The organism is Niastella koreensis GR20-10 (genome assembly GCF_000246855.1).
Classification (GTDB): Bacteria; Bacteroidota; Bacteroidia; order Chitinophagales; family Chitinophagaceae; genus Niastella; species Niastella koreensis.
The window spans coordinates 6154880-6178427 of sequence record NC_016609.1; the positions used below are offsets into that span (position 1 = coordinate 6154880).

18 protein-coding genes are annotated in these 23548 nt (G+C 47.2%); 9 read left to right on the plus strand and 9 right to left on the minus strand.

All coding sequences use genetic code 11. The annotated features are described in order from the left end of the window. Positions 1 to 176: 176 nt before the first annotated feature. The gene (locus NIAKO_RS24450; protein ID WP_014221134.1) at positions 177 to 1430 is read right to left on the minus strand and encodes a FecR family protein; all 1254 of its coding nucleotides are present in this window, start codon (positions 1428 to 1430) and stop codon (positions 177 to 179) included. Between the two features lie 183 nt (positions 1431 to 1613). Continuing rightward, positions 1614 to 2207, minus strand: coding sequence for an RNA polymerase sigma factor (locus tag NIAKO_RS24455; RefSeq protein WP_014221135.1), 594 nt, complete (start codon positions 2205 to 2207; stop codon positions 1614 to 1616). Positions 2208 to 2957: 750 nt separating this feature from the next. On the opposite strand from NIAKO_RS24455, the gene NIAKO_RS24460 reads away from it, so the two are divergent. The 7 genes from NIAKO_RS24460 (at position 2958) to NIAKO_RS24485 (ending at position 7267) form a co-directional block, all read left to right on the plus strand. Then, positions 2958 to 3689 carry a hypothetical protein gene (locus tag NIAKO_RS24460; RefSeq protein ID WP_014221136.1) on the plus strand — a complete coding sequence of 244 codons (732 nt, stop codon included), beginning with the start codon at positions 2958 to 2960 and terminating at the stop codon, positions 3687 to 3689. 472 nt (positions 3690 to 4161) lie between these two features. Then, the gene (locus NIAKO_RS24465) at positions 4162 to 4797 is read left to right on the plus strand and encodes a DUF6266 family protein (RefSeq protein WP_014221137.1); all 636 of its coding nucleotides are present in this window, start codon (positions 4162 to 4164) and stop codon (positions 4795 to 4797) included. A gap of 178 nt (positions 4798 to 4975) precedes the next feature. After that, positions 4976 to 5215: a hypothetical protein gene (locus NIAKO_RS38705; protein ID WP_014221138.1), complete on the plus strand. Its 240-nt coding sequence runs from the start codon at positions 4976 to 4978 to the stop codon at positions 5213 to 5215. Positions 5216 to 5223: 8 nt separating this feature from the next. Next, on the plus strand, positions 5224 to 5610 hold the full coding sequence (locus tag NIAKO_RS24470; protein WP_014221139.1) for a DUF6266 family protein: 387 nt from the start codon (positions 5224 to 5226) through the stop codon (positions 5608 to 5610). 59 nt (positions 5611 to 5669) lie between these two features. Beyond that, the gene (locus NIAKO_RS24475; RefSeq protein WP_014221140.1) at positions 5670 to 6269 is read left to right on the plus strand and encodes a DUF6266 family protein; all 600 of its coding nucleotides are present in this window, start codon (positions 5670 to 5672) and stop codon (positions 6267 to 6269) included. 44 nt (positions 6270 to 6313) lie between these two features. After that, positions 6314 to 6943: a DUF6266 family protein gene (locus NIAKO_RS24480; protein ID WP_014221141.1), complete on the plus strand. Its 630-nt coding sequence runs from the start codon at positions 6314 to 6316 to the stop codon at positions 6941 to 6943. Between the two features lie 60 nt (positions 6944 to 7003). Beyond that, the gene (locus NIAKO_RS24485; RefSeq protein ID WP_133055324.1) at positions 7004 to 7267 is read left to right on the plus strand and encodes a hypothetical protein; all 264 of its coding nucleotides are present in this window, start codon (positions 7004 to 7006) and stop codon (positions 7265 to 7267) included. A 61-nt stretch (positions 7268 to 7328) separates the two neighbouring features. Here the strand turns inward: NIAKO_RS24485 and NIAKO_RS24490 are convergent, their stop codons facing one another. The 7 genes from NIAKO_RS24490 to NIAKO_RS24520 all read right to left on the minus strand — a co-directional run bounded on the left by NIAKO_RS24490 (position 7329) and on the right by NIAKO_RS24520 (position 19456). Continuing rightward, positions 7329 to 7832 (minus strand): GldM family protein, encoded by a 504-nt coding sequence (locus NIAKO_RS24490; RefSeq protein WP_041347248.1) that lies wholly within the window; start codon positions 7830 to 7832, stop codon positions 7329 to 7331. 3 nt (positions 7833 to 7835) lie between these two features. Next, complete coding sequence (locus NIAKO_RS24495) at positions 7836 to 9251, minus strand: polysaccharide lyase 6 family protein (RefSeq protein WP_014221143.1); 1416 nt, start codon at positions 9249 to 9251, stop codon at positions 7836 to 7838. Positions 9252 to 9497: 246 nt separating this feature from the next. Beyond that, entirely contained in the window at positions 9498 to 11549 is a 2052-nt protein-coding gene (locus NIAKO_RS24500) for a beta-L-arabinofuranosidase domain-containing protein (RefSeq protein ID WP_014221144.1), read from the minus strand. A 92-nt stretch (positions 11550 to 11641) separates the two neighbouring features. Then, positions 11642 to 13486: a glycoside hydrolase family 2 protein gene (locus NIAKO_RS24505; RefSeq protein ID WP_014221145.1), complete on the minus strand. Its 1845-nt coding sequence runs from the start codon at positions 13484 to 13486 to the stop codon at positions 11642 to 11644. Between the two features lie 84 nt (positions 13487 to 13570). Then, a complete protein-coding gene (locus tag NIAKO_RS24510) occupies positions 13571 to 14269 on the minus strand; it encodes a DUF3823 domain-containing protein (protein ID WP_014221146.1) in 699 nt (232 codons plus the stop codon). A gap of 117 nt (positions 14270 to 14386) precedes the next feature. Then, the gene (locus NIAKO_RS24515) at positions 14387 to 16282 is read right to left on the minus strand and encodes a RagB/SusD family nutrient uptake outer membrane protein (RefSeq protein ID WP_014221147.1); all 1896 of its coding nucleotides are present in this window, start codon (positions 16280 to 16282) and stop codon (positions 14387 to 14389) included. Positions 16283 to 16291: 9 nt separating this feature from the next. Then, on the minus strand, positions 16292 to 19456 hold the full coding sequence (locus NIAKO_RS24520; RefSeq protein ID WP_014221148.1) for a SusC/RagA family TonB-linked outer membrane protein: 3165 nt from the start codon (positions 19454 to 19456) through the stop codon (positions 16292 to 16294). Between the two features lie 199 nt (positions 19457 to 19655). Here NIAKO_RS24520 and NIAKO_RS24525 point away from each other — a divergent pair, with 199 nt between their 5' ends. Together NIAKO_RS24525 and NIAKO_RS24530 are read left to right on the plus strand one after the other, a co-directional pair. Further along, positions 19656 to 22775: a ligand-binding sensor domain-containing protein gene (locus tag NIAKO_RS24525; RefSeq protein ID WP_014221149.1), complete on the plus strand. Its 3120-nt coding sequence runs from the start codon at positions 19656 to 19658 to the stop codon at positions 22773 to 22775. Then, the gene (locus NIAKO_RS24530; protein ID WP_242675500.1) at positions 22739 to 23548 is read left to right on the plus strand and encodes a response regulator transcription factor; all 810 of its coding nucleotides are present in this window, start codon (positions 22739 to 22741) and stop codon (positions 23546 to 23548) included. Before NIAKO_RS24525 ends, NIAKO_RS24530 begins: the two co-directional genes overlap by 37 nt.

The window sequence follows — 23548 nt, forward strand, 5'->3', positions numbered from 1 at the left end:
GTTTCATAGCCTTACCAGACTTATAAAACAAATTGGGTTAACCTGGAATCAGGTTCCTTAAGTTCTTGATTAATCGTGGGTTTAATGATCCAATGGTTGATTAGTATAGCAAGCAACTGTTTTGCGCTCCTGTGAGGAGGGCATAGGTAAGATTTATATCATTCATGGCTAACTTCTTATTGAACCTTAACGGTTCTTCCTTCTATTTTAAATTTTGTTGAACCATATTGTTGTAATAATTCGAGTAATTCGTTCAGTGGAATGTTCCGGTCGATATTGCCTTCAAACGTTTGCTCAGGCATCGCCTTTGTATATTCAACATCTACCGAATACCAGCGACTCACTTGTTTCATCACCGTCTTCAGGCTGGCATTGTGAAAATCAAAGAACCCTTTCATCCAGGCAACGGCCGATTCCGTATCTACATTCCTTCGTATAACGATATCCGCTTTATTATCAATCTGGGCCTCTTCCCCGGGGTTGATCACTTTGTATGCTTTGGCCGTATTAGCCGGATGAGTTGCTGTCATCGCCTTGTTCACTACATCTACAGGCGTGATCTTGATCTTTCCTTCCAACAGGGTCGTAACTATAGGTTGTTCGTCTCCATAGGCATTAATATTAAAATGCGTTCCCAATACTTCCACTTCTCCCCCACGTCCGGTAGCGCCTTCTGCGGGATAAATCATCACTTTGAAAGGCCGCACTGCATCGTGTGTTATCTCAAAATAAGCCTCCCCCGTTATCTCCACCCTCCTCTCATTCCCTACAAACGCCGTGGGATACCTGATCGAACTCGCGGCATTCAGCCACACCTTACTTCCATCGGGTAACAACAATTGGTACTGACCGCCACGGGGTGTTTTCAACATATTATACGTATATACCGCCTGCTTTGTACTAGTTGCCGATTTATATTCCAGTTGTCCGTTTTCTTTTTTATTGACTGTTGTTTTACCTTCCGTGGCGATGGTACCATTACCGGCCTTATCCAGGTCTATCACCGTGCCGTCTGCTAACGTCAACGTAGCTTTGTTGCCGCCTGCCGGTATCACGGTGGCTACCGGCGTTTGTTGCTCTGCTACAATGGCTGGCTTTGTTTTGCCCTGCCAAATGTACCAGCCGATCGATACAACTATCAATACCGAAGCGGCTACCGACATCCATCGTACCCAGCTTTTGGGTGAATCAGTGTGCGCGTCCTGCATGTAGGGCAACGCTGCGAACACGCGTTCCTTTATACGGGTTTCACTTTCTGCATGGTCGTGGACTGCCTGCTGCAGCCAGTCACTGTTAGTGAGCTTGTTAAAGAGAATTTGGTGTTTTTCATCGGCTGCAATCCATTGTTGCAGGGTATGCGTTTCATCTGCAGTGATGGTTTCCTGCAAATGCTTTATGATCAACTGTCCTATATGGCTATTAAAAGGCATCGGGTTAAATGGTATTAATTAGTGGTATAAACTGTTGGGTAGACATTTCTGGCTATCAATCTCAATTGAGTGACCAGCGGACTATTCATACTTTGCTTCAGTTTGTACATATATTAAAACGACGGGATTGTGCAGTTATACTAATAGAATTAAAGAAAATTTCATATTGGGGTAACATTTTTTTCAATTGCGCTGCTGGGCTGCTAAAAACAGTAAAAAAAAGATGAGCATGGGTCGGTCTAAAACTTTCATCCGCAATAATTTAAGCGCAGTGGTCTTTTGATTGGCTACTGTTTGGGTACTGACATTCATCAAATTCGCAATATCACTCACCGACCGGCCTTCGATGTAAAAAAGCTTGAAAACCTGCCTGGTTTTGGTTGGCAGCTTCTCAATTTCGCTATAAATAAACTGCAGCACCTCGGCCTGAATGTCGGTTTCGGCAAAGAGCGGCAACACGCCTTCCTGCTCTTCATGCGACCTCAGCTCAGCCAGGTTCTGCCGTTCCCGCTCCCGGCGCCGTAAATAATCGAGCGAGGCATTGCGCGCAGTAATAAAAAGAAAAGCCTGGATATTATTAAAGGTGTTGAATCTGTCGTGTATACGATGCAGTTTTATAAAGGTATCGGAGGTAATTTCTTCTGCGGAAAGACTATCATCTATAAGGTTCTTGACAAAATAAAAAATACGCATCCGGAAACTATCAAATACAGCCTGAAAGGCATGTGGTTTGCCCTGGCTAAATTCAATAAGTATCTCGTCAGACAGTTGCTTCATCGGGAACGCCGTTGTTGAATATGTGTTTACGAACTCAGTTTAACACGGACGTTGGGTGGGTAACACAAAACGGCTCCTGCCAACCATCCTGACAAAAGTCAGAACGTTGCCATCAATCAGGTAAGTTGTTGTTTGGTTGGGAATCTCGATGGTTGAACAACTTACCTTGCCCCTTTTTATCGGGGCAGTACAGAACCTTAAACTTTCGGGCTTCGCCCTAAACGTTCCCCTTCCTGCTCAACAATTGCCGGCAGGCAGGATCCCGTATGGGAGAAAATATAGCTATTTATGAAATCTATTGGAAATTGTGGACAAGGGAGATAAGGTAATGAAACAACAATATCAGGCGAGTAAACACTACTCATACCAGCAGCCAAATTAATTGATTACCGGTAAAAAGCAAAATTTAGCCAGCTTTTGCGGAATGTATTAAGCAAAAGATGGCTATTAAGGGATGCAGAAACCTTTAGTCGATTGTAGCAAATCGCTACTATTTAAACAAACAGCTACCAGAAAATGACTAAACATCTGGGGAAAAAATGCTGAGTTTAGGTGCAGCTTGGGGGGCCGGTTTGACCCGGATCAACTTCTGACATCCTTGCCGGTATCAAGAAAATAAAGCCTGGAAATTCAGTAACTTCCTCTATCCGCCTAAGTTATACAACTCATGGTTTAAGCATTCGAAAAGTCTCTCTGATTAGTTAGCCAATTGCCGCTATTGGCTTAACTTTTTAATTTACTATCAACATCATGCTATTCGAAAATGAAATCACTGGTGAAATTAAACCAGCGATTGACGACATCACGATCAACGATGAAGTATACGAACTGGTAGACAGGTTTTATCCCCGCCGCAATTTTGTGCAGGTATTGCAGTTGATTATGGAACCTGAGGACATAATGAACTTCATGGACTGCAATTATGATGATGCCCATAAGCTGTACTTTGAGATCCGCGCTTACTTTGAAGATCGTGAGATGCGTGTTTTAATTCCTCATTTTTGCCACTATATGGGTATTGACGAACTATGGGTGCACCTTTTCATTGCGTCATTGAAAAAATATATCCCATTACCCAGGAGGAAATCAAAACCAGACCCGGCTGTTGACAATCCATTTCCCGGTGAAGAACGGATAAAACTGGCGCAGGCCATTGAGAATTTGAAGCTGGGGAAAATGGATAGCCTGGAAATACGACGTGAACGGGCCCGGCAATGGAAGTTGTTAAACACGAGAGGTGAAGTGAGGTATAAAAGGTTTGACAATTTCAGAGTAGTCATTTATACAGATGAGATCGCGGCTATATTAAGAATTCATCTTCGCACAGCGCAGGCAATGATTAGAGAGATCCGTTCAGAATATGATATTCCTAAAAATGCCCCTATATCAATAAAAAAGTTTTGCTTTCATTTCAAATATGAGGAAGAAGAGATCAGAATGGCACTTGCCCGCATGTATGGCGAAAAATATATAGCGCCGTAAAAGGAACCACCTGTCTTGTCGGTTTTATGACAAGACAGGTTTCACCTCCCACACCTTTCTCTTTCCCTGAGCAAAGACTCAGCTTACCCTTCTTCGGAAATCCTTCGCAAGTTCTTCGCAAATTTGCGAAGAAGCCTGATAGCATTCCCAAAGCATTCTAAGAGCAGTTGCGAAGAAATATCCGCCATTTCACACGTTCATCCTTCAATTTACCGGCAATACGAATCTCCTGCAGTCACTTCACCTTCAAATTAACTATAAACGCGCCACGAACGTCTATAACGCCAAAAGCGGATAAATGTAAGTCAAAGTAAGTAGTAATAAGTCAGAACGCATAAAGTAAGGAGTTTGGTTTAGCCCCATTTTAAACCGTTTTATGTTTGTGTCAGAAAGCAAGCAAGTGGATATACCGGTTACACACAAGCTTATTTCGGTTCGGTATTTCATTCCTTAACATCTAAAACCTCCTATTATGGGAAAGATGAACAACGGTATCCTGGACAACTTTTCAGGAACCATCGGTAAAGTAGTTGGCAGTAACTGGCGGGGCGTGCCCTACATGCGCAGTAAAGCGAAAAAGCGTACAGGCGCTCTCAGTGATGCTCAACTTGAACAACAGGCCCGGTTTGCCATAGCCGGCAAATTCACCCAAAGCATGAATGATCTGTTAACGCTCGGGTTCAAAGACCAGGCGGTTAAAATGACGGGTAAAAACTATGCCCAGTCAATCATCCTCAGGGATGCGATCACCGGCACTTATCCTGATTTTCAGATCGATTACAGCAAGGTGCCAATCAGCCAGGGTAAGCTTACAAAGGCCAAAAGCCCCGTGGCAACAGCGGAGGCTAACAGCATCCTCAAATTTACCTGGACGAATGATGCGGGTAGAAAACTCGCAAAAGCCAATGACCAGGCGGTACTTATCGCATATTGCCCTGAAATGAATGAAACGGAATATGCGTTCGGACCTGCCCGCGATGCGGCAACCGGCAACCTTGATGTAGCCGAATTCTCAGGTAAAAAAGTGCATGCCTGGATCAGCTTTATGTCGGCCAATGGCAAGTTGATTGCAAACAGCGTTTATTGCGGCGAGTTAACCATTAGCTAACTGCAATCGGAGTAGACGTATCCTGTAAAACAACACACCGGAGTCACCGGTAATTAAACCCGATGCGTATCGGGAAGGGCAAATGCCCACCAAATTGAAATGCAACCCCGAGGGCCCCGGGGGCGCATTTTAAGACAACTGTTCCGGCAATCATTTTCTCACCATTAAAACCCGTTTTATGAGTCATTTATCAGATAACACTACACTCACTAACAATCGCAGTAGTGTAGTTGAATACAGTTCTTACGACAACACCTATCATTTACGAAGCTTCCTGCTTCGCAGGAACAGGGAGCCTAATGCCTTTCAGCTGGTTCAACAGGAAATGTTTTCCAAAGCTGCGGAGTTTAGTTTGTGCTTAGTCTTTCGCCATTGCTGTTACTTAGTAACAGAACGGTCAGCAAAACGGCTCACCTGAGTTTTGTAATGTCATACGTGTACAGAAAAGCGATCACGTACAGCAGTAAGGGGTTCAGCATCAATTATCCCAGGGTGCTGATTAGCCATGGCAACCTGCCTCCTGCCCAAACGGCAGTTACCAAAACAAGTCCGGGCTGTATAACTTTCGCCTGGAGTAACGATGCCGGCTCAGATCTAACCCGAGGTTTCGACAAAGCCATTCTGGTGGTGTATTGTGAAGCATTGAATAAATGCATCCACATCATAGGGGAAACCAGGCGCCGGGATGAAGAAGTTATGTTGGAAGTACCGCAGTTCCATGGGTATGAAGTACAAACCTGGTTGAGTTTTATTTCGGCCGATAAAAGGAACCTGGCCGACAGCACACATACCGGGGCGCTGTTTATTACCTAGAGAGAAATTGAACCTTATCCTATATTTTTTATTCTTTAACCATTTCAAACATTCATTTTATGACACCCTCAACTACTCATTCATTAAATACAGTAGACTGTACTAATGAAAATATCAAAATTGCCTTTGCTCAAAACCTGGTTACAGCTGCCAGTAATTTATCAGCCCTTCAATTTGTACAACGGGAAATGCTTGAAAAAGCAGCAGGCATTGTACAAAGTTTCCTTCCTTTTCTTATTGAAAGCAATAGCAAGATCAAAAGAATTACAGACGTCAACTATGTGATGTCTCAAAACTTTCAATCTGTTCTTTCGGCCACCAACACGGAATATAAGATCGACTACAGCAAGCTGCGGATAAGCCAGGGTAATCTGCCAGCAGGAATGGTTGCTCTAGCCAAACCTGCGCCCGGCGGCATTGAATTCAGCTGGTTTAAAATGACCAGTCATAAAACTGATAAGGCCATCTTCGTAGTGTATTGTGAAGCATCGAATACATGCATCTACAACATTGGCGGAGTAACACGTAACGATCGTGCAGCACTTTTAGAAATCCCGCAGTTATCCGGGCATGAAGTGCATAGCTGGCTGAGCTTTATGTCGGACGATGAAACCCAGTTAGCGCCAAGCATTTATACCGGGGTGCATATTATTCCATAACTCACTATTATACCATTATTATCTAAAGATTAAAAACTCATTTTATGGCATACCAAATTAATCTCTTCAATTTCACAGGTACATTAGGTAACGTAGTTGGTTACTATTATAAAGGTAAATATTGTTTACGCAGCAGGGCTGTTCGCAAAAATCAAAACGTATCTCTTAAGCAATTAATACAACAGGAGAAGTTCGGCCTGGCCGGCAGGTTTGTCCGCTGTCTTACCCCGGTATTTGCACAAAGCATTCCCGATCATAAAAAGATGACGAAATCAAACTTTGTCATGTCCAGCATCCTTCGGAACGCAATAACAGGAACGTATCCCGACTTCCGAATCGATTACAGCCAGGTACAGGTAAGCCGGGGGCATTTACAAAACGAATGGGATGGGAAGGCAATTGCTGCATCTGAAAAAGTGATCTTTACCTGGGGTAATAACAGCTTATGCCACGGTAACGCTAAAGGTGATGACAAAGCTATTTTAGTGGTATACTGCGAAGCGCTCAATCAATGTGTATATAGTATGAATGAAATTAATCGAAGTGCTGGTTGTGCGGCGCTACCTGTTTCTATATTTAAGGGGCATAAGGTGGAAACCTGGATTGGTTTTATTTCCGCTAATCGGAAACTTATCTCGAATAGCATATATACGGGGCCCCTGTTTATAACCTAAAGGAAAATCATTATGCCATGGTTATCCCACTATTTCCCTACTTTTACCCAAACCCAACTCATGAAAATCCGTAAAAACATTTACCTGGCATTAGGAATACTCTTCCTGCTTTTATATCTAACCGTACTCTACATATATCTCACAGACCTTAAATTAATGCTCGATTCAAAATCTAATAATTTTGGATTTTTTCTGTCTTCCCAGTTATGGGCTCTCCCTCCTTTCCTGTTTTTCAGAGCATCCTGGCGATTGAAGAAAAAGATCGATCGCAAGAAAAGAGAGCTACTGGAAAACGCCTTCACCGATTTACCCACCCACCAATAAAAAGCCCCCCAATCCTGACCGTAGTCGAAGCAAAGGAGGACTATAATTAACAAACAAACTGCTATTGAATGGTAAACACCATCGAGGCAGGCATCTTCATAACTCTGCCATCCGGACCGGAGGCAGCGATCTCATCGATAATGATCCGTTGATCCTTTGTCATCGTCTGGATCAGTTTTATCTGTTCTGGCGAAAAGCGGTCATTGGTCGTAGTCACGGTCATTCCCTGCACATGGTTGCTGGTGATAACGCTCATGGTAAAGGAAGCCACTTTGAAAGGGATATCAATATCCGAATTCTCAACCGTACACATAATGCCTCCTGCCTTTAGCAAGGCATCTTTGGAAATACGTCCACCTTTTATCAGGATGCCGTTATCGGATATTAAGGCAGCCACTGGAGGCGCAAGAAATTTTGCCTTGAAGGTTGTTTCTTTTACTACTTTCCCTCCGGCCTTTATGGTAACTACCGCCTTACCGGGTTTCGCTTGATTGGAAAAATCTTTTTCCCGGGCATAAAAAACCCCGACGGTACCGTCAGGGCTGTATATTTTAGTTATCAGCATTTCTTATTTCACATCCGCACCTACATCCTTGGGGTCCAGGATCTTTGCTGTTACGGGGGCGGTGCTTACTTCATCGGCGCCGGCATCGAGGGGAGCTATTCTCGGCTGACCATCCATGTCAGTGGTGATGGCGGCATAGGGATTCACTGCTTTCTTTCCTTTTGGCGCTGGTACGGCATCGATGGCCGGACTGCCAGGCAGCAGATGGATGGTTTCACTGCTGCCGCGGCCCAGCTTGGGATCGGTAGTGGTGAACGTGCCATCCGGCATATCGCCCTTGCTCTCGGCGTTGAAAACCATATTGCCTTCCCAAACCGGGTTTACATAAGGACCGGTAATACTGGCTGCTGGTCCGCCGCCACGAATGATGTTGCGGGCAACGGTAATGGCTGTAGCGCCTAATCCTTTATCGCGGCCCCCCATGACAATGCTGCCGCTCTTGCAACTGATGAGGGTATTGAAAGCGATCAGCACGCGGTCGGGCCGGTCGTGACAGGTAAGCGCCGAGCCGTCTGCTACTTCGCCATCGCCATTACCTATATTAATGCCCATACTGCAGGTTTCGAAGTAATTGCTGTAGATAATATGGTCATCGCCAAAGATGCGCAGCCCGGGCGTGTTGTTAAAATAGTTGCCATACACCTGGCAAAAGTTACCATGCCGCAAGGTGAACTGCGCCTTGCAATTGCGAATGGTATTATAGCGCAGCGTTACGGCCGATGCTTTTACCGAAATCAGTTCATTCTCGCCTTCACAATATTCAAACAGGTTGTATTCTACAATACTATTGCTCTTTGACATGCTGAATCCGCTCAGGCCAAACTGGAATGCTTCCGCGCCATTCTTCCCGCCCTGGCTGGTGAAATTGTAAAAATAGTTGTGGTGGATCCATAAGCGCTCGGCAATCTGGCTGCCTTCGCCGCGGATGGCCAGGAAACGGCCCATCGTACTCTTATTATGGAAAGTATTATAATCTACCTGGTGATCGCTGCCGGCGATGGTCAGTTCCTCACCTTCGCCTTCAGTCTCGAAAATATTGTGCGTCCAGCGGCAAAAGCTGGTGCCGGTACCCGTACGGGCCGTACTGGCGGCATGGGTAAATTTAAACCCGCTGATCACAATGTATTTCGCCGGGCTCATAATGGCGAACCCGCCTGCGCCGGTGATCTCTGCCTGTCCGGCAGTCTGGGCCATAATTACAATGGGTTGCTCTTTTGTTCCTTCCTGTTTAATGGTCACCGGGTTGCCGGTAGCATACAATCCACTCTGCACCAGCAGCGTGTCGCCGGGTTTTGCTTCATCGATGGCTTTTTGTAAATGGCCAATGGTTTTTATCACAATAGTTCCGGCGGTGGTGGTTTGAACGCCGGTTGACATTAACAGGAGGCAGGCTGTAAGGGAACGTACAATATTTTTCATGCAGGATATTTTACCCGTACTATAACAGTTTTGGCAAATATAATATTGTATACCTAATGGGCAGCTAGGGGTTTTTACTAAGGATTGAGTTATTTTGGCAGGATGGTACAGGATAAATCCTGACAACCCGGGGTGTAATTTCCTGCATCTGTTTAATGGAAAAAGGAATTATCAAAACATAACATGCGGTTTGGCGTGGTCTCTTACGAACTTAATAACTCAATAACTTAATAACTTACAAACTTGCTACTTTATTAATGGAAAGGAACTTATTCTCAACCTCGCTCCACCCATAGGAACTAAAGTAAGTTGTTTAGGTGCTTCATTGGTAGTAACCGGGCTCTGTGGTAAAACGGCACATAGTCCATATTGATCTACCGTCCAGGCAGGAATGGATTTGCCGGTGGCGATCAGTTCAATGGGGGCGGTGGCATTGGTAAATGGATCGTTGTCCTTGGGCCAGGGCTTCCGTTTTATGGTAAATGATTTATTGAGCTGTTGCGGATCTACTACCAATCCATAATTCCACGGCGAGGCGGCAAAGATCTCGTACGAGGGCCAGGCCGATACATCCGCATGTTCCTGCCAGCGCGAATCCCAGATGGCCGTTGCCTTGCTGTCCTGCTTTTTGTATTCTTCTTTTATTAAGAGCGAAAATGTAAGTGGTCCATAATTGATACTTACGCTGTTCTTATTCCGCTCCCACTGGCGAAGTTGCAATTGCATGGGCAATGTCAGCCGGATCTTATCGCCATTCTTCCAGGTATTGATTACAGGAACATAAGTACCGGCTGTCGTTTTTGCCGCGATGCGCTTACCGTTGACGCTTATGGACGCATTTGTACACCAGGCCGGAATGCGCAGGTACAATGGGAATGTAACAGCATGCGGTGTTTTCACTGTGAATGTGACCCCTTCTTCAAACGGATAATGTGTTTCGGTCGACAAGGTTACTTCTGTTCCATCCCCTACTTTGGCGGTGACATCGCCCGCTACATATAACTGTGCGGCCAGTCCGTTATCGGGGGTTGCCATCCAACAGTTAGCCGCGTAATATGCCCAGCCTGCGGAATGGTTGTGCTGGCAGCAACGGCTGCTGAAGGGATTCATCATCAGGAAAGGTCCTTCATTGGCAATACCGGGTGCATGGTTCTTACTGTCACTCACAATCATATTGGGCGCCGTTAAATACCGCAGGCTGCGATAATCGGGCATGAAGGCTGCCGGGAAGGTGTTGAACGCAACGTCTTCGCAGTTGTCGGCCCAGAAAGCATCGCCGGTAAATTGCAGCAACAACTGGTCACTGGTCATTTGTTCCACCATGCCGCAGGTTTCTACGGCCTGTCTCGGATCATCGTACCCCTTGCGGGCGTTTTCATCGGCGCCAAACAATCCGCCGGGCACCTGGCCATAGAGGGAACGCACCAGTTTGAAATCATTATACGTTGCTTCCAGGTCGGCGGGGTTGTTGGTTTGCAGGTAATAAGTGGCCGGCTCGCGGTAACTCTGCACCACATTCACATTATGCCAGTTCGGTAAATTGTCTTTTTGTCGCCAGTTGGCGGTATTGCGGTCAATTTTCGTGGCAAAGTCCAACAACCAGCTGTCGCCGGTGCGGTTGTACAACCAGTATACACTGTACAAATTATCGCCGCCGCGACTGTTCTCCCAGTAATCTTCGAGGAACATACTATCGGGCAACGCATTCTCCCATTTGAAGTAGTTGGTCATGAAGGTAAGTACGCGTGGATCGCTGGCATACTCATAATAGGATTGCAAACACCACAGCATCGGCATGTTGGTCCACAGGTCGCGTTTGCCAACCTGCCCCGGCCTGCCGGGGTTGCGCAATACCGCCGGACCAAAATCTCCATCGGGCCGCTGGTTGTTGAGCACGGCATTGATCCAGATATTGCTTTCATTGATCATCTGCTGATCGTGCAACAAATAACCGATGTTGGCATAACCTTTTAACCAGTAGGGCACTTCTTCCCAGCCCCATTTGCCTTTTCCATCTTTGGTAAGCCAGGCATTGTCCGTCTTTGCCAGCCACGCACTGATCTGTCCCAGGTGACCGGCCAATCCATCGCGCTGCAATTCCAGAAAATGCAGTAACCAACCCTTCGGTTTAAATGCCTGAACCGGTAACTTAATAAAAGGAGAAGGTTTTAACGGAAGCCTGTTGCTTACGTAATAACTGTTTGCATTGTTAATTGTAACATTTGCCTTCTCTTGTTGTGCCTGTATAGATAAGTTACAACAGATTATCAGGAAGGTTAGTAGTTTATATTGTTTCATTCTGGGTTCTATGTTATTAGTTCCGAGTTCCAGGTTTCGAGTTCCAGGTTCCGGGCTGTTAAACTCTGAACCTGGAACTCTGAACTCGGAACTTATTTCTTCATTGCTACCGAAGAATTCTCATACAATTTACTATGCATCTCATATAGCCTGGAAGTTGGCATTTTAACCACCTTGCGATCGTAGGTCATTAAGCCGTTGGTTTCTACTTCCACATCGGTGGTTTGGGTGTATACAGCGGCGGATAAACCGGATTTTATTAAAGCGGGGATGCGGTTTACAAACTCTTCATAGCGTTTCAACAACTCTTCGTTGTTCTTGAAGGTTTGATAACCCCAATTGTTTTTCTGTTGCCAGGTGTGTCCTTCTACCGGCAAGCCCAAACCGCCAAACTCACCTAATACCAATACCTGTTTAGCGCCAAACAAGGCCGGGTCGGGCATCAGCGGCTCGGGATAATTATGCAGATCCATAATATGTCCCACCCGTTCAAAATTGCCGCCGCTGGCGCTGTTCACCAGGCGCGAAGGGTCCTGTTGCTGGGTTACCTGTACAATGTCTTTTGTTTTGAATTGTCCCCACCCTTCATTGAAAGGTACCCAAACTACAATACAGGGGAAATTGTACAGCTTGTCCATAATGGCGCGCCATTCGTTGCGGTAGATGGTTTCCGATTCGGCAGTGCGGTCTTTATCACTGGCGCGTCCATATACTCCGGGACGCGATTCCCAGCGATTGCCAAGGTCGCCGCTGGGCATGTCCTGCCAAACCAGCATACCCAGCTTATCGCAGTAATTGTACCAGCGGGCGGGTTCTACCTTTACGTGTTTGCGGATCATATTAAACCCCATAGCCTTTGTTTGTTCGATGTCGTACTTCAGCGCTTCATCGGTGGGCGCGGTGTACAAACCATCGGGCCACCAGCCCTGGTCGAGCGGACCGTACTGGAATACAAACTCATTGTTCAGCAACATGCGTTGAATACCGTTGTTGTCGGTACCCACCGAGATCTTGCGCATGGCGAAATAACTGCTGATGTCATCGGTCTTTTTATTCTTTTGTACCAGCGATACTTTCAGGTCATATAAGAAAGGATGGTTGGGCGACCATAATGCTGCATTGGGAATGGAAAGCGCAATCTCAGCTCCTGGCGTGGTGGTTTGTTCGGCGATCTTTTCCGTTCCTTTATAGGCAGCGATCAATACCTGGTCGCCAGGCCCGGCATTCTCTACCTGCGCGCTTACGCGGATGACGCTTTTGTCGATATCCGGCGTTTGTTTAATACTGCTGATATAGGCTTGCGGAACCGCTTCCAGCCAAACGGTTTGCCAGATGCCGGTAACGGGCGTATACCAGATGCCGTTGGGTTTGTTCACCTGTTTACCCCTTGGCTGTGGGCCTTCATCACTGGGGTCCCATACCCGCACCGCGAGTTGCTGGCTGCCCGATTTGCTGAGCGCGGAAGTGATATCTATATCGAATGGATCGTAGCCACCCTGGTGGGTACCCACTTTCTTTCCATTTATATATACATCGCAAAGCCAGTCAACCGCACCAAAATGCAACAGTACGCGTTTGTTCTTAAAGGTAGCCGGCACTGTTATCGTACGCTGGTACCACAGGGCGCTGTCCTTCCCTACTGTTTTAGCTACGCCGCTGAGCGCGCTTTCTATAGCAAAGGGCACCAGGATCTTCCCGGCATAGGCCGCCGGAATATTCTGTTCGGTCGCAGGCACAACCGCGTACTGCCACTGTCCGTTCAGGTTAAGCCAGGTGTTGCGCACCAACTGTGGCCGCGGATAATCGGGTAACGGCTGCTGTGGATCTACCTTTTCAGCCCAGCTGGTCATAATGCGGTCACCGGCTGGTTTCCAGGTTTGGGCAAATGTGCTTATCGTTAATATACTTGCAGCAAGCAATACGATCTGTCTCTTCATATGTTCAGTTCTATGTTTTATGTTCTCAGGTCCAGGTTCAGCATTTTTTGCTTACAGCTTACGGCTTATAGCTTACAGCTGGTTTCACAGATCGATCTTCACTACCGGTGAAAATATTCTATCCTCCACGCCTGCTATTTTCAATCCAATTCTGGCATATACATAGGGCTGAGCGGGGGTTAAGGCGGGCACGGCTATCGTTAAATTTACGTTATTCGGGTCGGTTATGTCGCTGCCGTTCATAGATTTCACGGCCACGTTAGTGGAGCCTGAAACAAATGTTGTTTTGTTTATATACAGGTCCACTTCTTCCACATCCCGGGCCGATGCGCCGGTAATGATCTTTTCTATTTTAAAATTACCCGATACATTCCCACCCGATCCTGTGAGCTTCGGATTGCGGATCATATAATAGGGCGTTACTTCTATATCCTGCACCTGGCTTCCCTGCAGATTGATAATGGTGGTATCCGGGGCGCCTGCTGCTGTTTGCTTCCATACAAATGGTCCCTGCCCATTAGGAATAATGAATTTATACTCGCCATTGAACAGCAGCATGGAGTAAGAACCATCGGACGCAAACGTTGCGGCGATGGGCCCCGTTTTACCAAATCCATACTGATACAGCTCAAACTTCACCTGGTCGTATTCGAGCCCAAAGGATTCGCCTTTGTATACCAGGTGGCCGGTTAGTTTGGAAGTGGGGGGATCGTAGTTGTCTTTTTTGCAAGAAGCAGTTGCTATTGCTAATAGCATTGCGATATAATAGGTGTGTGATTTCATAATTGATCGATTTGTTATGTTAAAAGCAGGCTTAAAGGTTAAAGCTGAAAGCCAAAAGCAAATACAGCATTCAGCTTTGGGCTTTGGGCTTTGGGCTTTGGGCTTTTGCCTTTCAGCTTACTGATTTGGTTGCCGCACTATTTTAGGATTGTTCGCCCTGATATTATCATCAATAAACGAATAATAATTCCCCAGGCGGAAACGGTTGGCGCCGGTGACAAGCGTGGGCAGCGAGATCTTGTACAGCCATTTTCCATTGTTGGCACTGGCCGGATCGTACAGGCGATAAGGCAACAACCCATATGGCTGCGTGCTGCGTTTGGCAGCCGTACCGATATTGCTTAACAGATCAGCTACCGTCATTTTATTGCCGTCCCATACCACATGCGCCAGGCGCCAGCGTTTCATATCGAACAGGATGTGGCCTTCAAATGCAAGCTCTACGCGGCGTTCGTGCACAATGCGATCGAAGGTAATGTCGGAGGCTGCTAAAGGTGTGGTGAAGCCGGCGCGGGCACGTACCTGGTTCATGTAACCAGCGGCTACACCAGGCTGGCCTAATTCAAAGGCGGCTTCGGCTGCATTCAGCAATACTTCGGCATAGCGATAACGAATAAAGGGAATTTCGCTGTTGGTGCCTCGTGAGCCGGCGCCGGGAGTAGGATCTACATACTTGCGCAGGTAAAAACCGGTTTGGGCGGTAAATTCCTTGGCGTTTACCGGTCCGTCAAAACCCACCACCTGCACGGGTGATGACTGTCCGGGTAAAGTTTTCTGGGCGCCGCGGTCATCTCCGGTGAGAATACTGCCGTCGGCCAGCTGGTACCCTGCCCAGATATCTACCGAGCGGCCTTTAAAAGCCGAGCCGGGCAAAATAACTGTGCCCCCTAATCGCGCATCCCGGCCGGCAAAGATATCGAGCTGGTTAGTATAGTAGAGTGGATTGCCCGAACCATCCGTAGCAGGGATGGGAGCAAAGGTATTGTCGAGTTTTTCAAATGCTTCCACCAGGTTCAACGAGGGGTTGATGCGGCCTCCCTCCTCTTCTTCGGCGCCGTAGCGGGGCTGGGTGCTTACCGTAAAGCCATTCACCTTTCCGCTTTTCAGTTTGAAGTCTTCTACCCAAATGCTTTCTGAGTTATTGCTTTTATCGAGAAAGATGTTGGCAAAGTTCTCCGACAGGTCGGGTTTCTTATTGTATAAAGCATACGTTCCCGCACTGCCACTGATGATCTCTTTGGCAGCATTCAATGCTTTGGTATAATAACCTGCCGCCATCGAAGCGGGGATGCTTACTTCCAACCCCGGTAAAGTTACCTGCGGCGTGTTTACGCCGTATTTGGCAATGGAACCGGCATAGATGGCTGCGCGGCTTTCCATGGCAAGCGCTGCGGCTTTTGTTGCCCGGCTTTTTTCATTGGGGTCCGATGGCAGGTCCTTCTTGATGGCTTCTGCTTCGCTGATCACAAAATCATACAGCTCCGATTCCTTTGCTCTCGGATGTTGCAGGTAAGTGGGATCGCCGCTGAAATCATATAACAACGACTCGGTGATGAGCGGCACACCGCCCATGCGTTTTGTCAGTTCAAAATAAAAGTTGGCGCGCAGAAAGCGGGCTTCGGCCAGAAAGCGAGCTTTGTCACCATCTGATAATGCTTTGGCAGCCGTGGCGCGTTCGATAAATAAATTCAGATCGCGGATGTACCCATAATCCCAGTTACCCCATTCTCCAAAACCCCACTCATTGCGTTGCACAAAAAAAGCGCTGCCATTCTCACTGGGAAAGCTTTCGCTGAAATCGGCAAATGACGCCCAGCCATTGTCGAGGCCGGAGAAGTCGAGCTGGCGGTTATACAAATCGGCAAGGATGGATAATACCTGCTTCGGATCACTGAACGCCTGTTCATTGGTGAGAATAGAAGTGGGTTGTACATTCAGGAAATCGCTGTCTTTTTTACAACCGGCTGCCAGCAACAGCGCGGTGCTGGATATAATGAGAGCTATCTTTTTCATAGTAAATTTTTAAAAGGAAAGGTTTAAGCCTATGTTAATGAACCGGCTTTGCGGAAACTGCAAGCCATTGTCGTCATTGATCTCGGGGTCGATGCTGTATTGTTTTACATTGTCGAGCGAGAACAGGTTGTAAGCATTTACATAGAACCTGGCCTTTTCCATTTTCACCAGTTTTATGAGTTTGGTAGGCAGTGAATACCCCAACTCCAATGTACGTGCGCGTAAGTATTTTATGTTGTGTGCCCAAAAAGTAGAGGCACGGTTGTAATTGCTGTGCCCGCCATCGTTGAACCGCAGCGCGGGGTATTTACCCGGGATCCAGGCGCTCTTGGTATCGAATGGGTTTTCGCGGTGCCAGCGATCGAGGAAAATGGTATTCAGGTTGCCATCATTCTGAAATGGGTTCCTGGTTTCCCAGTTCTGAAACCAGGTATAACCGGCCGCCCCGGAGAAATCGGCCCTGAAATCGAAGTTGCCGTACTGCAGCGTAATGCTGATACCATAATTGATATTGGGCGGATTGTTGTCGCTGCCATAACCGATGGGCCGTACGTCATAGTCATCGATCTTGTTATCGCCATTCACATCTTTATAAATAAGGTCGCCGGGTAACAGGGTCTTGTTGCCCTGCCCGTCTATGTTCACGGGATAATTGTTGATCTGTTCCTGTGAAGTGAACTGGCCTATCACATCGTACCCCCAGTTGATACGGGTAAGCCGGTTCTCGCCGGAGTTGCGGTATTGGTCCCACGAATTAAAGAACACGGGTTTGTACGATGAAAGGAATTTTGAGCGGGAATACGACAGGTTACCGCTAATGGCAAAGCGTAATTTCTTATACGATCCATTGTATGTTAAGGCGCCTTCTTCGCCATACTGTGCATCGCTGTTGATGTTCTCATCGGGCAGGTCATAACCGATCTCTGAGGGCACCAGCACATCTGATTTACGGCCACGCAAACCGGAGCGTTTACGATAGAAGTAATCGAAGGTTCCGCTCAACTTTCCATTCCATAAAGAGAAGTCGAAGCCTACATCTGTCATCTTACTTTTTAACCAGGTTATATTGGTAATGGGTACACCGCGGTCTCGCGATCCTACCACCGGCACGCCACTCAGGATGGAAATGCCCTGGTTATAATTATATCCCTGCACATAGGCAAATGCGGGCAGACCGAGTTGTTTGCCATCATCACCCAGGATACCATATGACCCGCGGAGTTTGAAATCGGTTAACGGGTTGTGGTTACCCAATAACTTTTGCATAAAGGGTTCTTCCATTACCCGCCAGCCTGCAAAGATGGAAGGGAAATAGCCTACGCGGTTATTGGGTGCAAACAAATACGAGGCATCGCGGCGGGCCGACATTTCCAGGAAGTATTTGTTGTCGTAATTATAAGTAAGGCGGCCAATGTACCCGATGCGCGCTTCCTTATCGTCACTGTCTTCGTAAGTATCTGCCGTGTTGAAATAAATAAGGGTGAGCGCATTGGTGCTGGGTACCGCGTGGATCCAGTTACGCAGGCGCTGGTTTTTGATGCGCTCGTTCACAAACAGGGCGCCAACAGTATGCAAACCAAAAGTGCGGTTGTAGTTCAGTTTAAGCTGTTGGGTAATATTGATCTGTTTTATCTGCTCCCGTTCGCGCCAGGGATTGGTACTGCCGCCGGTTGGTTTATACGTATCATCAAGCGGGTTGTACGTATAGGTAGTATACGTGTATTCATGGTTGTTAAGCAGGTAATCGGCCAAATAATACGAGTACATCCCGCTCACGGTTAAACCCTTTACATAGGGAACATCATAGTCTGCATTGAAATTGGTTTGCAGCACCCGCCAGTCGTTGTGGTATTTTCCACTCCATTTGGTGTTCAGATAGCCCCAATTGGTTTCATTGTGTTTGATATCGTTGAGATAATTGGGATTGTCATTGGCAAAAGGCCGCTCCAGCGGCGTATTGCGCAGAATGGCAAAACGGGCCAGCCAGTAGTCATCGGCATAAGGCACGCCGGGATTGTCGCGCGTTTCAATGCGGCCATTGATGTTCATGCCCACCTTTAGCCGGTTGGCTATTTTGGCGGTTACATTCGATTGAATATTGGTGCGGTTGAATTTATACTCGCGGCCCAAGACGGAGTTCTGGTACAGGTGGGTGGCAGATAAATAATAATTGATCTTGTCTGACCCGCCGGTAACATTCAGGTTTACCGAGTTCTGGGGCGCATTCTTTTTTATGATAAAATCTTTCCAGTCGAAACTCTGGTAACCGGGGTCTTTACCAATCTTGTATTTTTCCAGTTCATCCTGCGTAATAGTGGTACTGCCATAGCGGTTGATCTCTCCCTCGGCGCGGTACCGCATGTAGTCGTAGGAATTGGTAAGCACATTGGGGAACCGCATCCAGTTCTGGTAACCGGTATAGGCTTCCAGGTTTATGGTGTTTCGCGTGCCGAGTTTTCCGCGTTTGGTTGTAACGACAATAACGCCGTTTGCGGCCCGCACCCCATACACAGCGGCAGAGGCGTCTTTCAGCACGGTGATACTTTCCACATCGTTTGGCGCCAGGTTGTTGAACTGACCGGCATCCTGTTGAATGCCATCGATCACAAACAGCGCATCACCCATGTTACGCACCTGGATGTTGGCGCTGGCGCCGGGACGGCCATCCTGCATCCGGAAGGAAACACCGGGCAGTTTACCAGCCAGGCTGGTACTTACTGTTGAACCACCATGCACCATGCCAATGTCTTTATCGGTCACCGCGGCAATAGAACCGATAACAGATGCTTTTTGGGTAGTACCATAACCTACTACGATCACTTCGCCCAGGTCCTGCCGCAGTTTTTGTAATAAGATGGCGAGATTGGCCTGGCTATTCACCGAAGTTTCCTGGTTAACATATCCTACCGATGAAATAAGAAGCACCGCCGATTCACTGGACACTTTTATATTAAAGGAGCCATCGATGCTGGTGGTTACGGCATTCTTTGTGCCTTTTTCGGTTACCGTAGCGTTGGCTACAGCCACCCCGGCGCTGTCTTTTATTTGCCCGGAAACGGTAAACACCGGTTTATTCTGCGCCCGGCCGGTAATGGAAATGAACAGAAAGAAGAAAAGAGAAACAAGTAGAATGGTTTTCGGAGGAGGCAATACATGCCTGTTAAACTTTTTCATAAAGCAATCAATTGTTGGTTAATAATGGCAGCTAAAGGATTTGCATCCTTTGTTAAGATTTCAACATGAAATAAAATCTTTTGCAGTACAGCGATTATTCCCTGCGTTTCAGAATTGATTCAATTTGTTACATTCTGTTTTTTTATGATCCATTCTTGCTTAAATTACCGTTCAGACTACTGTTTAATATAGAACCAGGATGAACTGCTACATACGAAACCGCTTGCTGTCAGGGCTGCTGCTGTTGTTGTGCGTGGGTACAGCACGCAGCCAACCCTATTATTTCAAACATTACCAGGTAGAGAATGGACTGTCGAACAATACCGTGTATTGCAGCATCCAGGACAACAAAGGCTTTTTATGGTTTGGCACCAAGGAGGGGTTGAACCGGTTCGATGGCTACCGGTTTAAATTGTTCCGGAGTGACAATGAGGGCAAACAACTGCGAAAGGATTTTATCTTTTGTTTGTTTGCCGATGCTAAGGATAACCTGTGGGTGGGCACGCAAAACGGGCTGTATTTTTTTGATTATACAAAAGAACGCCTGGTACGTTTTATTGATACGCTGCCGGAGGTGAACGATATTCAGATGGACCGGCAGGGGCAATTATGGTTCCGCTCCAACGCTATGGTTTGCCGGTATAATTTTACTACCCGCCGCTTAACGACATTTCCGCCGGAAAAAACCATTTACGCCACAGCGCTTTGTATGAACGAGTCGGGTGAGATGTGGTTTGGCTCTACAGATGGCCACCTGGTACGGTTTGATACGGCCACACAAACTTTTAAAGGTCCGGATGTGTTTGCGCATTCGCCGCAAATGCCAACCTGCTTTATCAAAAAGATATACCCGGCGGGCAAGGACGGCATCTTTGTAGGCACTACCTGCCAGGGCATCAAGCTGTATACTATTTCAACCGGCAGTTATTCCGATCTGCTGATCTACAGCGCCGATAAAACCACCGTGTACGTGCGCGACATTTTGCAATACACCAATGATGAATACTGGTTTGCCACCGAGTCGGGCATTTTTATTTATAACCTTATCAGCCGCCGGTTCACTAACCTGAAGAAACAGTTCAGCGATCCCTATTCGTTGTCGGATAATGCAGTGTATACCTTGTGCAGAGACCGGGAGGGAGGTGTTTGGGCCGGCACTTATTTTGGCGGCGTAAATTATTATCCCAAACCTTATACGCCCTTCACCAAGTATTTCCCCGACCGCACCGATCAAACCATCAGCGGCAGTGCCGTGCGGGAAATTTGTGCTGACCCCGATGGTAATTTATGGATCGGTACGGAAGATGCCGGGTTGAACAAGCTGAACCCGCGCACCGGGGCCTTTACGCATTTCAAACCTACAGGCACGCCCACCGGAATTGCGTATCACAATATTCATGGCCTGCTGGTGCCGGGTAATGAAGTATGGGTGGGCACGCTCGATCATGGGCTGGATATAATTAACCGGCAAACCGGCCAGGTGATAAAACATTATGGCAACGTTCGCGACAATGCCTTCCGCAATAACTTTATTGTGACCATGATGCAAACCAAACGGGGTGAGATCTATGTTGGCAGCGGCGGAGGCCTGTATCGCTACCGGAAGGCCACCGACAGTTTTGAATGGCTGCATGAAACGCCTTATGGAGAATTTATCAGTTGTTTGCTGGAAGATCATGCGGGTATCATTTATGCGGGCACCCACAACCAGGGGCTGCTGTATTATGATCCGCTTACGCGGCACTGGGGGCAGCTGAAAAATAATCCGGCAGATACGAATAGCTTATCCATCAACGATATCAATGCCGTGAGCGAAGACAGTTATCACAATCTATGGATAGCTACCGAAGGCGGCGGCCTTTGTAAGCTGGACGCCGCGCGTAAACACATGACGCATTACAGCCTGCAAAATGGCCTGCCCAGTAATTTTGTATTCAAAATCATAGAAGACAATCACCGCCAGCTCTGGATCACCACCTCCAAAGGCCTGGTAAAACTGGACCCTGCCACGCAGGACATGACCGTTTATACCAAGGCGAACGGGTTGTTGTACGATCAGTTCAATTACAACAGCGGATTCAAGGATGCTACAGGCACGCTGTATTTCGGTTCTATAAAGGGGATGATCTCCTTCCGCCCCGAAACATTTGTGGCCCCTGAAGGAACGCCGCCGGTGTATATCACCGGTTTCCAGGTGCATAATAAAGAGCTGCTGATAGAAAAACAGTCGCCGCTGCAGCAATCCATTATATATACCAATGCCCTCACGCTGCCATACGATGAATCTTCCATCAGCCTCGACTTTGCCGCGTTGAGTTATATCAGTCCGGAGATCACCGAATACAAATACAAAATGGAGGGGCTTGATAAAAACTGGACGTACCTCAGCACCAATCGCAAAGTGTATTTTACCAACCTGGCGCCGGGCCGGTATACTTTTCGTTTAGCTGCTGCTATCAATAACCGCTGGAGTAAGGAGAAACAATTACAACTTACCATTACCCCTCCCTTCTGGAATACCTGGTGGGCCTGGCTGGTGTATGCGGCCGGTGTGGTGGCCATTGCCTGGTCGTTTATTCATAACTATCATAAGCGGTCGCAGGAAAAAAAGGAGAAGGAAATTTATGAGGCCAAGTTCGAGTTCTTTACCAATGTGGCGCATGAGATCAGAACGCCGCTTACTTTAATAAAAGGACCGGTGGAGAACCTGATGGAAAAAGTAGCCGAACTGCCCGCCATCAAAGAGGATGTAACGATGATGGAAAGAAATACCAACCGCCTGATGACGCTGATCACCCAGATCCTGGACTTTCGCCAAACGGAAGCCAAGGGGTTTAGCCTGGAGTTTACCAAAGTGAATATCACCCAACTGTTACAGGAAGGTTATGCCGGTTTTGAACCACTGGCCAGAAAGCGTAATGTGCAAATGATGTTGGTGGTACCCGAAACAGCAGTTATTGCGCAGGTTGATGAAGATGCCCTGAATAAAATTATCAGCAACCTGTTCAGCAATGCGGTGAAATATGCGCAGTCCCTCATTACCGTGCAATTGTTTTCCGTTCAAAAGGATGATACCGGGTTAATGATCGAGTTTTCCAACGATGGGGTGCTGATTCCCGCTTCCATGCGGGAACGGATCTTTGAACCCTTCTATCGCATCAAAGAAAACAGTAAACAAAAGGGGACTGGTATCGGGTTAACACTGGCGCGCTCGCTCACCCTGTTGCACCAGGGCAAACTGTATGTAAAAGAAAACACCGGCGCACTAAATACCTTTGTGCTGTGCTTACCATTACAACCACCTATAAAAAAGAAATGATGAATCAATTGCCGCTTATTTTACTGGTAGATGATGAAGAAGAGATCCTCGATTTCCTGGAAAGGATTCTGCAACCCAAATACGCCGTATTGAAAACATTGAATGGACAGGAGGCCCTGCAGGCGCTGGGCACGAATGTTGTTCAGCTCATCATCAGCGATGTGATGATGCCGGATATGGATGGGTTTGAATTGTGTTCGCTGATTAAATCGAACGTAGAATATTCACACATTCCCATTATTATGCTTACGGCCAAGAATACCATCCAGGCAAAAGTGCAGGGGCTGGAGCTGGGCGCCGATGCCTATATTGAAAAACCTTTTTCCAAGGAACACCTGCTGGCGCAGATAGCCAGTTTGCTCACCAACCGCAATACGATCAGGGAGTATTTTGCCAACTCGCCCCTCGTGCACATCAACAGCATGGCGCATACCAAAGCCGATGAACAGTTCCTGGCTACGCTGCATGCCATCATCATAGAGCATATGGAAGAAGTGGAACTGGATGTGGAGCAACTGGCGCGGTACATGAATATGAGCCGCGTAACTTTATACCGCAAGATCACTGCCATCTCTGACCACACCCCGCTTGAACTCATCCATCTTACCCGGTTAAAGAAAGCAGCCGAACTGCTCACTTCGGGCGATTATAAAATGTATGAGATCGCCGCCATGACGGGGTTTAGTTCGCAGAGTAATTTTACCCGTAATTTTCATAAGCAGTTTGGGGTGGCGCCTACTGATTATGCGGGGAAGAAAGGCAGTGGGCAGTAG